15 protein-coding genes are annotated in these 13132 nt (G+C 68.4%); 8 read left to right on the top strand and 7 right to left on the bottom strand.

Features of this window, described 5'->3' with window-relative positions:
* Positions 1–233 precede the first annotated feature (233 nt).
* Both NIE111_RS23840 and NIE111_RS23835 read right to left on the bottom strand, forming a co-directional pair.
* Positions 234–812: an HD domain-containing protein gene (locus tag NIE111_RS23840; protein WP_112671432.1), complete on the bottom strand. Its 579-nt coding sequence runs from the start codon at positions 810–812 to the stop codon at positions 234–236.
* The gene (locus tag NIE111_RS23835) at positions 809–1936 is read right to left on the bottom strand and encodes a helix-turn-helix domain-containing protein (RefSeq protein ID WP_238686568.1); all 1128 of its coding nucleotides are present in this window, start codon (positions 1934–1936) and stop codon (positions 809–811) included. The genes NIE111_RS23840 and NIE111_RS23835 overlap by 4 nt, the downstream gene beginning before the upstream one ends.
* 232 nt (positions 1937–2168) lie before the next feature.
* Between NIE111_RS23835 and NIE111_RS23830 the strand changes: the two genes are divergently transcribed.
* Genes NIE111_RS23830 through NIE111_RS23820 form a run of 3 tightly spaced genes read left to right on the top strand, consistent with a single transcriptional unit; the run spans position 2169 to position 2736 of the window.
* A complete protein-coding gene (locus NIE111_RS23830; protein ID WP_238686567.1) occupies positions 2169–2345 on the top strand; it encodes a hypothetical protein in 177 nt (58 codons plus the stop codon).
* Positions 2342–2521, top strand: a complete 180-nt coding sequence (locus NIE111_RS23825) for a hypothetical protein (RefSeq protein ID WP_238686566.1) — start codon at positions 2342–2344, stop codon at positions 2519–2521. The genes NIE111_RS23830 and NIE111_RS23825 overlap by 4 nt, the downstream gene beginning before the upstream one ends.
* Entirely contained in the window at positions 2518–2736 is a 219-nt protein-coding gene (locus tag NIE111_RS23820; RefSeq protein WP_238686565.1) for a hypothetical protein, read from the top strand. The genes NIE111_RS23825 and NIE111_RS23820 overlap by 4 nt, the downstream gene beginning before the upstream one ends.
* A 19-nt stretch (positions 2737–2755) precedes the next feature.
* Here the strand turns inward: NIE111_RS23820 and NIE111_RS23815 are convergent, their stop codons facing one another.
* Both NIE111_RS23815 and NIE111_RS23810 read right to left on the bottom strand, forming a co-directional pair.
* Positions 2756–3223: an SMI1/KNR4 family protein gene (locus tag NIE111_RS23815; protein WP_238686564.1), complete on the bottom strand. Its 468-nt coding sequence runs from the start codon at positions 3221–3223 to the stop codon at positions 2756–2758.
* Positions 3224–3229: 6 nt separating this feature from the next.
* A complete protein-coding gene (locus tag NIE111_RS23810) occupies positions 3230–3658 on the bottom strand; it encodes a DUF4279 domain-containing protein (RefSeq protein WP_274531537.1) in 429 nt (142 codons plus the stop codon).
* Between the two features lie 178 nt (positions 3659–3836).
* Between NIE111_RS23810 and NIE111_RS23805 the strand changes: the two genes are divergently transcribed.
* Positions 3837–5816, top strand: coding sequence for an NACHT domain-containing protein (locus tag NIE111_RS23805; protein WP_238686562.1), 1980 nt, complete (start codon positions 3837–3839; stop codon positions 5814–5816).
* Between the two features lie 176 nt (positions 5817–5992).
* On the opposite strand, the gene NIE111_RS23800 is transcribed toward NIE111_RS23805, so the two are convergent.
* Complete coding sequence (locus NIE111_RS23800; protein WP_238686561.1) at positions 5993–6721, bottom strand: hypothetical protein; 729 nt, start codon at positions 6719–6721, stop codon at positions 5993–5995.
* 227 nt (positions 6722–6948) lie between these two features.
* Here NIE111_RS23800 and NIE111_RS23795 point away from each other — a divergent pair, with 227 nt between their 5' ends.
* From NIE111_RS23795 to NIE111_RS23785, 3 genes are all read left to right on the top strand, one after another.
* Complete coding sequence (locus NIE111_RS23795) at positions 6949–7242, top strand: hypothetical protein (RefSeq protein ID WP_238686559.1); 294 nt, start codon at positions 6949–6951, stop codon at positions 7240–7242.
* Positions 7243–7380: 138 nt separating this feature from the next.
* Positions 7381–7788, top strand: coding sequence for a nitroreductase family deazaflavin-dependent oxidoreductase (locus tag NIE111_RS23790; RefSeq protein ID WP_238686557.1), 408 nt, complete (start codon positions 7381–7383; stop codon positions 7786–7788).
* 292 nt (positions 7789–8080) lie between these two features.
* Positions 8081–8710 carry a peptidase associated/transthyretin-like domain-containing protein gene (locus tag NIE111_RS23785; protein ID WP_238686556.1) on the top strand — a complete coding sequence of 210 codons (630 nt, stop codon included), beginning with the start codon at positions 8081–8083 and terminating at the stop codon, positions 8708–8710.
* A 244-nt stretch (positions 8711–8954) separates the two neighbouring features.
* Here NIE111_RS23785 and NIE111_RS23780 read toward each other — a convergent pair whose 3' ends face one another.
* Positions 8955–9782, bottom strand: a complete 828-nt coding sequence (locus NIE111_RS23780; protein WP_238686555.1) for an SAM-dependent methyltransferase — start codon at positions 9780–9782, stop codon at positions 8955–8957.
* Between the two features lie 202 nt (positions 9783–9984).
* On the bottom strand, positions 9985–11748 hold the full coding sequence (locus NIE111_RS23775; protein WP_238686554.1) for a DUF1996 domain-containing protein: 1764 nt from the start codon (positions 11746–11748) through the stop codon (positions 9985–9987).
* A gap of 194 nt (positions 11749–11942) precedes the next feature.
* Here NIE111_RS23775 and NIE111_RS23770 point away from each other — a divergent pair, with 194 nt between their 5' ends.
* Positions 11943–13127, top strand: coding sequence for a cellulose binding domain-containing protein (locus NIE111_RS23770; RefSeq protein WP_238686553.1), 1185 nt, complete (start codon positions 11943–11945; stop codon positions 13125–13127).
* Positions 13128–13132 lie beyond the last annotated feature (5 nt).

Raw genomic sequence — 13132 nt, 5'->3', positions numbered from 1 at the left:
AAGGGGCTGCCGCGGCACGACAGACCGTTGACGAGCGAGGTGGTGGGCAGTCCGGACCGTCGCGGGCGCCGGCTGGGCCCAAGATCGTGCCGTTTCCAGGCCGTCAGAGGGAAACGGGCGACGCCCAACGTTGAACATCAATGCCAGGCGTAACAGCAGCTCACAAGGCAGAGAGCCCGCTTTGGTCGACTGCGCCCCCGCCGCTGATCATCACAACGCCAAGTGTTGAACGCTTACTCCTGTGGCGGGGGAGTGAGCCAGGCCAGGGGTTGTCCGCTGAGGGCGGCGTCGGCAAGGCGGTGGGCGCTGGCGGTCTTTAGCGCGGCTCGTGAGCTGTCGATCCAGCGCTGGACGTTGTCGATGCCTTGGTGGCGGTACTCGACGGCTTGAACGAGGCATTCCAGCTTGTCGGCGTCACGGGCGACGACAGCTTCTAGTGTCTCGCCGGCTTCGTATTCGGCGACTGCGGCGGTGATGACGTCGGCGACGGCTGGGGGGCAGGCGGCGACCTGGTCGGCGGTGACGGCGGTGTTGGGTACGGCGGTGAGGTAGCGCTTGGCGATGTGTGGGATGTCGGTGATTCGGGTTTCCTGGGTGTCGTGCAGGGTGCAGAGCATCGACACTCGGGCTGGGTCGGCGCCCTCCATGGCGGCGAGCATCATTCCGATGAGCGCCGTTCGGAAGGAGTGCTCGGCGATGGATTCGGGTTGCTTAACGCCGGCGAACCACCAGCCGGTGCGGGCGGCGCGTTTGAGGACGCCGGCTTCGAAGATGAAGTTCATCGCTCCGGCGGCGTCGTGGTCGTCGGTCATCTGCCCGTCCCTGTGCCGGTGAGTCCGTCCGCCCGCAGGCTGTAGACGATAGAGGTTAGTTCCTGCCGCGACTGGGCGGAGATCCGGTCACTGTCCAGGAGCGGGACACTGTGGTCGAGGAGTGTTCGAGTCGCGGCGGGGTTGTCGAGAGCGAGACCGCGTCGTGCGGCCAGCAATGCCCAGACGTTGTGGATGTTGAGGTCGACGAAGGGATGCCCTGGATCGATGCGCTCGACCAGGTGCCGAAGAAGGATTGAGCCATGCCAGTCAGCGAGCGTTTCGGGCATGAAGGAGTCGTCGCGGTGGCGGTACGGGATCTCGCCCACCCAGTACGCCGAGTAGTTGAGGGCCGCTCGCTCGCAGGCGTCGTCGGGGTGTGCGCGAGCGATGAAGTCTCGTAACGGTTCCGGGTCTCCCTGGTTGGCGAGGGACGTGACGACGGAGCGGGCGTCGGGCCACAGCGGTGACCAGGTGCGAAAGATGGTCGTGCGGCGTGCTCGGGCGGTGGTCTGGGTCAGCCAACCTGCTGCTGCCCTGGTGGGGTCCATGCCGGCGAGGAAGCAGGCTTGCCGGTGCAGCAGCACATTGCGATGCCGTCCGGCTGCGGCCCGGTCGGCGAGCACCTGGAGGTGAGCGAAGAACGCACGTTGCTCGTCGACGGACAGGCTCGGCCCGGACGCGACGGGACCGCGTCGGGGATGGGCGACGGGTAGCCCCCTGGCGAAGGCCGGTGTCTGCCCGAGAACGGCCCAGAGGATCAAGTCGGTCAGGCGGTGGGTGAGTACGGACCAGCCAAGCGGGTGTTCGGCGATGTCGCAGCGGCCCACATGTTCGTTGAGGACGGCGGCGAGGATGAGATCCGCCTCGGCGGCGTCGTCAAGTGCTGCGAGCAGGAGTGTGTTCGCGCCAAGCCGTCCGAGCCGGCGTCGGACGGCGATCGACTGCCCGAGCGGTACCGCGGTGAATGGCCGGCGCCCGGACTCCCAGCTTTGCACGGTCACGCGATCGACGTTCAGGTCGACGGCGAGCTGCTCCTGCGTGAGCGGGATGGACTCCCGGATCAGCTTGAACAGGTAGCCGGTCACCTCGCCGCGATGCGGTGCTGATCGTCCGTGACCTTTCATGCGTCATCCCTACGTTGACCCGTGGTCGACGTTCCGCTGTGGAACCGATGCTGCGGCAGCTCATCTGGCCTGCTCACTCGTACTGCGGGTGAGTCCCACCGCCGTCGCCGTGATCGTAGCGTCGCAGTTACCGAACGTTCCAGATCCGGTCCCGTCGTTTCGGGGTCGGCCGTGGAGTGCTGCCCAGCGGAGGGAGCCAGTGATGCGGGACAGGACACCACCATGGCGACGAGTGACCTACGACCAGTACCTGATCGCCGTCGCGATGACCCTGGCACGGCGACACCGCCCGGCTTGGTCGTGGCGGAAGTGGAGCTGGGTCTGCCGCTGTGGGGCGGAACTGCCCTGTCGCAGCCGACACCGCATTCCGATCAACCGGGGGCACTGGCCCGCCGAGGAGGAGCAGTGAGCAACGCGGCCGAGCGGCAGATCCTGGTCGTACACCTGCTCGCTCAGGACGGCCTGGGCACCGGTTGCCGGGCGTGGTGGTCGCGGCTCACGCCGTACCCAAGCTGGCAGGTGGACTGGGCGACGAGCCGGCAGGCGCGGTCGATGACGGCGGCGCTGCTTGGAGGCCGCGCATGACCACGCACGGCCCGGTGCTGCCGATCTGGAGCTGCGGCGGCTGCGCCGCGCCCTGGCCCTGCCGCACTCGGCAGCGCGAGCTACGCGCCGAGTTCGACGACGCCCCGATCTCCCTGGCCCTCTACCTCGGTGCGCAACTGGTGCGGGCCTCCGAGGACCTGACCTGGGTGCCGGCGGGTGCGCTGCACAGACGCTTCCTCGGCTGGCTTCGGTGAGCATCCTGCGGACCTACGATCAGTCCTCGTCGTACTCGGACTCGTCGACCAGGCCCATCACGAAGGTCTCGAAGTCGGGGGCGAGGACGGTGATCTGGTAGTTCCACTCCTGGTCGACGTGCACTACGGCAGGCTCACCGGGCGAGCGGTAGTCGAGGGCGATCATGTCGTGACCCGCCGACGGGCAGTCGGCGATGTAGATGCCGATGTCGGGGTAGCCCCATTCCGCCACCCAGAAAGCGCTGCCGATCTCGCCACAGAGGCTGAACCCGGCAGTTCGACCGACCGATGCCAACGTGTACACGCCAACGTGGTCATCAGCCCAGGAGGTTCGGCTGGGTGCGGGGTGGGCATCACGGGCGAAAGAGCCGCCGTTGTGTCGACGGGCCAGGTCGACGTACGCGGTGGGCAACTGGTAGCCAAGCTGCGCTTCCACCGTCCGCAGAACCTCGTCGGTCAGCGGGGGGCGGAGCGCGGAGTGGGTCAAGGCAGTTCAGTCGTCTCCGTATTCGTCCACGTCCAGCTCGGCCCTTGTGTGGTGTAGGAACTCCAGGGCTCGGCGATCGAGGTGCCAGCCGAGTCGTTGATGCTGGTCGCCATCGTCGTCTTTGAAGTAGCGCACCACCTGGAGTGTCGAGGTGATGCCCTCACCCTCCGCTTCATCGATCACTCTCACGAGGGCCGCGATCTGATCAGCGATAGGCCCAAGGCGGTCGATGATGCGGTCGATCTGCTCATCGACCGTCAAGCCGCTGTCACGACACACAACCCTCCACGAGTGGACGGCCGGCACCGGAGGGTTCTCCCTCTTACTCCCCTTGACGCTGATCTCGTCTGGCTCCATGCCTAACCGTGTCGCCATCTCGCGCGAAGGGAGACGGTCCGAACGCAACGAGAAGTAGACGTACTGATGTACCCGCATGGCCCGATCATGGCAGCGCGCCAGCGCGACAGACCAGCGTCACCCTGGCGACGCGAATTCGCCGTGCAGCCGTCAGTTATCGTCGGAGAACGACCTGAGAGGGAATCGACATGCCTCCGTCTCCAGCGCTGCGATGACCCGGTCCGGACGACATCAGATACTGCGGTGGACGGCCGCTGTGCTCACAGTGCTCGTCGGTGTGGTCCTCGTGGTGACGGTTAGTCGGTTCATTCCGGCCTACCGGGCCGAGCCGACGCTTTCCGGTCAGTCCGGCTACCTGGGCACGATCCTTGGCGCGGTGGCTCTGCTTGTCGTGATGGTGCAGTCCCTGCGCTGGCTGGCCCGTCGAGAGGAGCCACTCGGGCTGCTCGCGCGCCTGCAGTTGAAGGTCGCCAGCGACGTCGCCGCCCGGGCCGCGCAGATGCGCCGGACCGCGGAGGACATCGACCTGGCGTACGGGGCGGGTGGCGAACCCGATACGACGCTGCAGGCGCTCGCCGATGGGCTGCGGCACCGGCAGACACGGGTGGTCCTGGTCGCCCACCCCGGCCGCGGGAAGTCGTACAGCACGCTGCGGATCGCGCTGGAGTTGGTGAACGACGATCCGCAGGTGCTTCCACTGGTCGTGCCGTTGAGCCGCTGGACCGGTCAGAGCGACATCACGACCTGGCTGGCCGGCTTCGTCGCTGTCGAACTCAACGTGTCCCGCCGATCCGCCCGGGAGCTGATCGAGTCGGGCGACGTGCTGCCCCTGCTCGACGGACTCGACGAACTCTGCAGCACGGAGGAGGCTGTGGAGCCGGCCGAGTGGTTCCTCCAGCGGCTCGTTGACTGGCGGCTGCGCGGCAAGCGGGCGCCGTTCCTCCTCACCTGCCGTCAAGCCACCTGGCGGGCGATCCGGGCGGACCTGCGCGAGCATCACACCTTGACCTCGTACACGGTTCGGCCGGTCGGCTACGCCGACGCCACCACCTATCTGTCGCGCTCCATCGGCGGCACCGACCGCTTCCCGGTGGCGGAAAGCCTGGCCGAGTCGTTGCGGGACGCCGGCCAGGTGAGGGCGCTGAAAAGCCCGTGGCAGCTGAGCATGGTGGCGGAGTTGGCCCGCAATCGGCGGTCGATCGGCGGTTCATCTGAGCAACTGGTCACCGGCGCGGAGGCGGCTGATGTCCGGTCGCTGGTGGCACGGTACGTGGAGTCGGTCGTCCTGAGCGGCTCGATGTGGCGCCGTCTCCGCAACGTCGCCGACCTGTACTGGCTGTCGCGGTATGCACGCTACTTGGAGCACAATCGCGTGACCCAGGCCAGCTTCGCAGGACGGGCCCTGCCGTCGCACGACATCGTGCTGCACCGACTTTGGCCGATCGCCGGCCGTCGGGTGCCTCGCCTCGTGGACCTCGCCATCTGCGTACTGATGTCGGCGCCCGGCTTCGTCTGGCTGACTCTGTTCCTGTGGCCACGCGGGTGGCTCGGTCGCGGTGTCCTGCTCATCGGCGCTCTGACCTGGGTGGCGATGCTCGCGCGCACGAGCACGAAGCCGTGGGTGCCCGCGGCCACCCCAGACTGGTCCCGCCTGGGCAATCCACGGTTCTTCTTGCCACAGGCAGCAACGGCCCTGCTCATCGGCGCGGCCGCCTGGGTGCTCGTTGACCCGTTGGTCGGGCTGATCGGATTCGCTACGTCGTGGCTCGCGATCGGGCTGACCGTGGGGTTCGGACAGACCCTGGCCACCGATGCCCGCCCGGAAATCGTCGGCCCGCTGGGCGTCCTGCGCCATGAGCGCACGGTATCCCGGCTCTCCGCGGCGGTCGTCTGCCCGGCAGTGGTGTGGGGCTTCAGCTACACGTGGGGTTTGTGGCCCGGCGCGGTGCTGGGTATCGGCTATTGCGTGATCGTCGGCGAGACGGTCGCCTGCGCGCTCTGGCGGCGCTACCTCGCGATGATCGTCGCCTCGGCGTTCCGGATGCCTCCGGCACCGGCCCGCTGCCTGCAGCGGATGTGCGCGTTCGGCTTCCTGCGCCCAGCTGGCATCTCGTATCAGTTCCGCCACGACGACCTGCTGTCGCACTTCGCCCACCGACACGACGCCCGTGAACACCTGAGTCGCGTGAGAGCCGGGGCGGGCGCTCGTCAACAGGCCAGACCGACGGTCGAGTGAGCCAGCGTGATTCCCCAGCGAAAGTTCGAATTCCCCGGCCGCTACGCGCCGCCCTGCGAGCCGCCCTTGACCCCGGATCCCTCTGCGACCCCTCGGGCCAGCGTTGCCGGTAGGCCAGGGCCTGCCCGTGGTGCACGCGCCGCATTCCCACCACGGTCTCATCGTGACGTGCGGCGTCAGTTTTCGCTCGACGTTGACAGGGTCTTCACGATCGCCGCCGCCAGGCTCATTGCCTTCTCCTGAGCCGCTGCGGTGATCTCGGCAGCGGAGTTCTGCTGGCGTGGCCACAGCGCGAGCGCCTCGATGCTGATCAGCAGTGGTCCGTGCGCGAAGACCAGCCGGGCGTCGCCGGGCAGATAATCCACCCCTGCGTCGATTGCCGGGTCTACTCGTTCAACCGTCGCGGTGGTTAGCCGCGCGCTCGTCGAGGCGATGGTCACCGCGCCTGACCCCCACCGTGCAGTCGCCTGGCCGATGTTGAGGCGGAACTCTTCGCTCGGGCAGCGGGCGGCTCGCGCCCTCGTTGCGCCGGCGACGGCAGCAGAGGCATCGGGCAGGTGAAACACCCGGACATTCAAGAGGGTCATCGGGGGCTGGATGTTCTGGAAAGACGGCACGGGGTTGACCTCGAGGCCAGCGGACCACACTGCGTCAAGCTGCAACCCGGTGTTCTTTGCGCGGTCTGGATCGGCGATGAGCAAGTCGCAGGGTTCGTACCACGCCTCGCCGGTCTCGATCTCGCCCTGCCGGATGTCGTCGCCGACACCGGTCTGCTTGACCAGCCCTCCAATAGTCGCCATCAGGGCCTGCGGCTCGTTGGGCAGGGCCGATCGGGTGGCGCTCACCGACGGCGTCGGCGGGGCAGGCTGTTCCACGCAGCCGGCAAGTCCCGCCAATACCAGCACCCCTGCGATAAGAGGACCGCCGCGCATTCGCCCACCGACAATCATTGATACCCCGCTTCCATTCGGGCCGCAGCATAGTGTTCTTCGCCTCCGGCGGCTGCCCGCGCCGAGGCAATGCCTGTGCCCTAGGTGTACTGGTGGGACCAGCGGAGAGCCGAGGGTGATGGCAAGATCGGTCCGTCGCTCGGCGCTTCCCCCTGTCAGCCGAGAAGCCCGTAGGAGGAGTCGTGCCGACCGCGCTGGACTTTCTGGCGGGCCCGCTCTGCCTCGCACTTGGCGTGGTGTTCACGCTGCACGCGGTTCGACGCTTGCGAACAGAGAGGCGGCGGGGCCAGCGGCCGCGTCGCAGAGAACTTCTCAGTGGACGCGAGTTGCTATGGGAGGGCCTCGCGGTCGCCCTGCTCGGGACCGCCAACCTGCTCGATAGACCGTGGACTCTTCTGGCCATTCCAGCCGTGGTCGTGCTCGGGGTGCTCGCGGTGCGCATCCTCCTGCGCTTGATTCGGGAACATCGGTCATAGTGCCTGAAGCGACCCTCGCCCATGGCCGGGACGCCACGTTGGCGCACTCGGCGACTGCGGCCTGCGCACGCAAGCAGTGAGCGCCGGGGACTGTCAGAATCGTGTCGACGGAGCCGATGCGCGGGGCGAGGAGAAGGCATGAGCGACTTCAACGACAAGATCATCGCGGAGTTTCGCGCCAACGGTGGGCAGGTCGGCGGTCAGTTCGCCGGCGCCCCGCTACTGCTGTTGCACACGGTCGGTGCCAAGAGCGGCCAGCCTCGCGTGAGCCCGATGATGTACCAGAAGGTGGACGGCGGCTATGCCGTGTTCGCGTCCAAGGGCGGCGCGCCCAGCAATCCCGACTGGTACTACAACCTGCTCGCTGACCCGAAGGCCCAAGCGGAGATCGGTACGGACAAGGTCGAGTTGGTCGCCAGAGTCGCCGCGGGGGACGAACGGGAGCGGATCTGGAGCGCTCAGAAGGCCGCGTATCCAGGCTTTGCCGACTACGAGCGGAAGACGACCCGCCAGATCCCAGTCGTCGTATTGGAACCCGCGCGGTAGGCACGTGACGTCACGTCGGTGCACCCGCGGGGTGCTCGCCCGCATGGCGTGAGCGATCTCGCCCACCCGCACCAAAAGGTGGCCCGGTCGCCGAAGCGACGTTTCATCCGCGAAAGTGGGCGGCGGCATGCCGCACGACAGTCCATTAGCAACGCATTGAACAGCGTTGACGTAGATCATCTTGCTGACTAGGGTGAGCGCGCTATGACGTTCTGATGATACGGGGGCTGGAATGTTCGTCGGATCAACGTTGGGTGCGCACACCCGTCTCACTCGCCGTGGTGTTGCCGCGTTGGCCGCGTCGCTGGCACTGGCCGCCGGTTCGATGCTGGTGGCGCCGCCTGCATCGGCGGCCGTCCGAGGACCGTCCGGGACGAAGGCGCCTCTGCAGCCGGCAATCAGCTTCCCGGGCGGGGACAGCGCCGCCGAAGGTGGCCAGATCGCCATCACGTTCGCCGCGAACGGCGACACCCGGGTGACCAAGTTCCGCTACAGCGTCGACAACACGCATCTGGACGGCGAGGTCCAAGCGGCGTCGGACGGTACGGCCAGTGTGACGATCGACGTAGGCAGCGTGACGGGTGAGCGGCCGGTGTACGCGGTGGCGGTCGACCGCCGCGGCCGGCTGAGCCCCATGACGCAGGGAAGCTTCACGGTGTCTGCCATCTGGAGCCTCCAGGGCCAAGCGTTCGACACCACCACCTGGCTGCCGTTGGAGGGGGCGACGATTCGGCTGGAGCCGGCCGGGATCGAGGTCGTGACTGGCCCCGATGGTGCCTTCCAGTTCGTTGTCGACCCGGGCCTGTACAACCTCATCGGCACGTACGCCGGCCCGCCCAGCCTTTACGGCAGCCAGCAGTTGGAGCTTGACAACCAGGGGATGCGGTTCGACCTTTACCTGTTCCCGGACTCCGGGAGCTGATGTCCCAGCCTCCGCGTGATCGATTGGGAGGCCTGGCCCTGGCGCTCAGCGCCAGGGCCATCTTCCTGCCGCCAGGCTGAGGACAGCGGCTGGACGGCCGAAGCGGACGGCAGTAGCCGGGGTGGGTCTGGCCGCACCACGTACGGGGGACTGGCGGCCTTGTTCTCGCCGGGGGTCAGATCCGACGCGGCGAGTCCGTCGGCGGGGCGAGCTCCCGCCGACGGACCTCAACGTGAGACGCCGCCTACGGTTTGCGGGCGAGGAGCCCGACGAAGGTGTGATAGGTGTCGGTCTGCACCGTAGCCGGTGCGTCCGGCTCTGGGTGCCACTCGGCCAGCGGCACCAGCCCCGGCTCCAGCACCGTCAGCCCGTCGGCGAACGAGAGGATCTCCTCGTCGGTACGCCAGCGGCCGGTGCCCAGCGACTCGTTGAAGACCCGCTCGACCTCGCGGGCCTTGCGGGAGCCCTCCGGGTCTCGCTCGCCCGGGTCGCGGAAGTGCGAGATCGCCACGTAGCTGCCGGAGGGCAACGCATCGATCAACGCGGCCGCCACCGCCTTCGGGTCCTCGTCGTCGCCGAGGTGGTGCAGGATCGCGAAGAGCAGCAAACCGATCGGCCGGTCGAAGTCGAGGAACCGTCGTACGTCAGGGTGGTTGAGGATCGCCTCCGGCTCACGGATGTCCGCCTGGATCACCGTCGCGGTGCCCTCCGCGGCGAGCAGGGCCCGTCCGTGCGACAGAACTATCGGGTCGTTGTCCACATAGACCACCTGAGCCTTCGGGTTCTGCTCGGTGGCGACCTCGTGCACGTTGCCCTGGGTGGGCAGCCCCGAACCGATGTCGAGGAACTGGTCGATGCCGGCCTCGCCGACGAGGAAGCGAATCACTCGACGCAGAAAGGCCCGGTTGGCCTGGCCGGCTGCCGGCCCGTCCGGTGTGATCCGCAGAGCGTGCTCGGCGACCTTCCGGTCGGCCTCGAAGTTGTCCTTGCCGCCGAGGAAGAAGTCATAGACCCGGGCCACGCTGGGGATGTTGGGGTCGATACCGGGGGGTGCCGCCTTGTCGCGGGTCACAGGCGTCTCCATTCGATGGGGATTGGCGCAGGTCGAGGTCTGCGGCGGTGCCGGCGTTCCGGCGAGTGTAACGATCGGGAGGGTCGAATTTTGCCCCACTGGTATCGCTCCCAGTGAATCGTCCCCTCGATTTTGGCGACACACCGGGTCGCGGCCGGCAGCCGGCCGCGACCCGCCCCGCCCGAGCGACGCGGCCCCGGCGTCAGGAGCAGTTCTTGCCCTTGTTGATGCAGGTGGCGATGCGCTGCATCGTCTGGGCGGAGTTGACGTTGACGAAGTCGTTGTGGTCGGAGAAGGGGTTGTGGTTCTCCTCGGGGAAGGAGTCGAGGGCGTACTGGCCCTTGACCTGCACGTCGCGGGCGATGTCGTAGGCCACGGTGATCCGCAGCTGCGGGATCGCCCGGAAGCCCTGCGGGCAGGCGCCGGTGGCCTTGTCGGCGAACGCGACGTGGTTGCGGTGGTTGTCGCTGTCGACGTTCCGGCCGTCCCAGCAGCCGGGGAAGTCGTGGACGCGCTGCACCTGACTGCCGGCGGGGCAGATCGGGTACTTGTCGGAGAGCCGGTCGGTGAAGCCCGAGCAGGTCCAGGTGGCACGGGCGTTGGCCGGGCCACGGCTGGTGGGCTTGGCGTCGCCGGTGAGGGCCCGGAGGAACTTCGGCATCGGCACCACAGCGCTGACGGGGTTGCCGCGGTACTCGATCAGCACCTGCGCCGGGCGGACGATGCCGCCGGTGTTGCCGGGCAGTTCAAGGTTGGGTCCCTGCGGGTCGGGGAGCGCAGCGGCGGCGGTGGTGGGCGCGCTGCTCGGTGCCGTCGGGGTGCTGGGGGCCTGGTCCAGCGTGCAGCCGGCGAGCGCTTCGAGACCCTGCGGGCGAGGGGCCTGCCGCCCGATCGCGGTGGCGATCCGGTTGAGCACGGCGACCCGCTTGGCGCGTAGCGGTCCGAGGATGGCGTTGTCGACGAACGCCGGGCCGCCCTGGCCACGACTGGTGACGAGGCGTTCGTTGGCTTCGGAGATCTGCCGGTCGAGGTCGTCGAGGTTGCGGTTCACCTCGGCGAGCGCCCGATCGGGTACGCCGGGCAACCTGTCCCGCACGGCCGGGCACTGAATTCGCGGATTCGCGGCCTGGGCTGCCTTGACGCTCTCCCGGTGGGCGCTGCCGGGCATCCGGGCGTGCATGTCGTCGTAGCTGACGTCACAGTCGACAAGCGAGACCAGGCCAGGCTGGCTACCGCCGGCGGCGGTGATCGTGGTGCTGATCTGCTTGATCATCGCGGCGCGGCGGGCCCGGAGAGAGTCGATGACCTCCCGGTTGAATGCGGCGTCGATGCGGCCCCGGCTGGCGGTCATCCGCTGGTTCGCGGCGGCCTGCTGGCGATCCAACTCGGCCAGCAGACGGTCGACGGTGCCGCGGGCCCCAATGGGGACGGCCCGCAGCCGTTTGCCGACCGAGGGGCAGACGACCATCGGCTGGGTCTGGGCGAGGGCCTGCTGGACCTGCTTGCCGCCGCGGACGGTCTTGTCGATGCGCACCACCGGCCAGAAGTAGGACGACTTGTCGCCGTTGCGGCAGGTGGTGCCGGAGGCGTCCAGATCGGCGTCGGAGGAGTTCGCGGTGATGGCCAGGTTGCCGACGAAGTCGTGGACGTGTTCGGCGCCGTTGCGGATGCCGGGCTGGGCCACCGGATTGTCCGGGCTGAACTTGCCGTTGCCGTTCGTGCCGCAGTCGACGGTGAACCGGCCGGTCGACGCACCGGCGGCCGGCCTCGGGTTCTGCACGTTCGGCGGCACGTTCTCGATCGACACGAACTGGTCCAGGCTGGTGGCGGCATCCGCGGTGCCCTTGCCACCGCTGGAGACGAAGGTGGCGGTGAGCGCGCCGGTGGCCGCCAGCACGAGCGCGGCCATGGCGATTCGGGCCGGCCGGGTCTGGACCAGTGCGGTCCCGTTCTTTCTGCGGTTCATCGGAATCTCCTCAAAGCCGGAAAGGGCTCCGGTGCTGTGCTGTCTCCCCTCGGTACGGGCCAACGGGCGGTCAACGGTCAGCGGTCACCCTGCACGTCATGGTTCGGTAAGAAGTCGGGCATGAGCCGGTCCGGTTGTCGGCCGAGGCGTGAGACACGTTGGCGATCATCGATCTCCTGCGGCATCGTCGACGTATGACAGGCGTTCGCTCGTCCTCGCCGTTCCGCCGTCTGCGGTCGGGTCTGCTGGCCGCCGTCGTGCTGTCGACTGCGGTGCTCGGCACCGCTCTGAGCGTCGCACCGGCGGCCGACGCCGGCATCGTGACGCCCGCCGCGTACCCGGGGGTCGCCCCAGCGCCCGGCGGGGCCGCGGTGTCCGTCGCAGCACCGGCCGGAACCTCGTCGCCAACGCCGTCCAGCACGCCAAGCACCTCGCCCGTCCCGCCGAGTGCGCCCACGAACCTGACCGCCAGCGAGGTCCGGAGCGCGTCGGTCACCCTCACCTGGACGGCCGCCACGTCCGGCTGCTGCGCCATCGCGGGGTACGACATCACGTACTACCAGGAGTTCGGCGACATCGTCTTCAGCGCCAGCGTCGGGGCCGTCACCAGCACCACGATCACCCGCTCCCTCGGGCCGGGCCAGCAGTACACGTTCCGATTGATCGCCCGGGACAGCCTCGGGCAACGCTCGAACTGGTCGAACGCGCTGACAGTGGTCACCCCGGTGACGGACACCGGCCCGGACACCACCCCGCCGACCGCGCCGCAGAACCTGACCGTCGGCGAGGTGACCGCGTCGACCGGCACGTTGTCCTGGTCGCCGTCGACGGACGACGTCGGCGTGCTCGGGTACAACGTCTACCGGTTCGACGGCTGGTTCACCTCGCAACTGGTCGCCACCGTGCCGGGTACGACGTACACGACGCCGCTACCTGCGTCGACGCCGCTGCGGAACCTGTACTACGTGCGGGCCCGCGACGCGGTGGGCAACGTGTCGATCGCGTCGAACACTGTCACTCTGCCCACGACGACGACCACTCCGACGCCCCCGCCGCCCTCGACCTGCCGGGTGACCTACCGCAACCAGTCCGAGTGGCAGGGCGGCTTCGTGGCCACGGCGACGGTCCACAACGCCGGGGCGGCACCGATCGACGGCTGGGCCGTCACCTTCAACTTCCCGGGAGATCAGCAGGTCAGCTCGGGGTGGAACGCCACGATCGGCCAGAGCGGGACCACAGTGACCGCTCGTAACGTCGACTGGAACCGCGTCCTCGCGCCGAACGGCTCCGCGACCTTCGGCGTCCAGGGGCGGTGGAGTGTCAGCGACGCGCCGCCGACCGGCTTCTCGCTGAACGGCGCTTCCTGCACAGTGGGCTGAAGGAG

The organism is Micromonospora hortensis (assembly GCF_022230935.1).
Classification (GTDB): domain Bacteria; phylum Actinomycetota; class Actinomycetes; order Mycobacteriales; family Micromonosporaceae; genus Micromonospora; species Micromonospora hortensis.
The sequence above is the reverse complement of the archived record's forward strand: the minus strand, read 5'-3'. Positions and strand labels throughout refer to the sequence as shown.

Bases quoted from the DNA above. Each gene is read 5' to 3' on its own strand.
- NIE111_RS23840 (WP_112671432.1), bottom strand. From the start codon at position 812: ATGACCGACGACCACGACGCCGCCGGAGCGATGAACTTCATCTTCGAA.
- NIE111_RS23835 (WP_238686568.1), bottom strand. From the start codon at position 1,936: ATGAAAGGTCACGGACGATCAGCACCGCATCGCGGCGAGGTGACCGGC.
- NIE111_RS23820 (WP_238686565.1), top strand. From the start codon at position 2,518: ATGACCACGCACGGCCCGGTGCTGCCGATCTGGAGCTGCGGCGGCTGC.
- NIE111_RS23810 (WP_274531537.1), bottom strand. From the start codon at position 3,658: ATGCGGGTACATCAGTACGTCTACTTCTCGTTGCGTTCGGACCGTCTC.
- NIE111_RS23790 (WP_238686557.1), top strand. From the start codon at position 7,381: ATGAGCGACTTCAACGACAAGATCATCGCGGAGTTTCGCGCCAACGGT.
- NIE111_RS23775 (WP_238686554.1), bottom strand. From the start codon at position 11,748: ATGAACCGCAGAAAGAACGGGACCGCACTGGTCCAGACCCGGCCGGCC.
- NIE111_RS23770 (WP_238686553.1), top strand. From the start codon at position 11,943: ATGACAGGCGTTCGCTCGTCCTCGCCGTTCCGCCGTCTGCGGTCGGGT.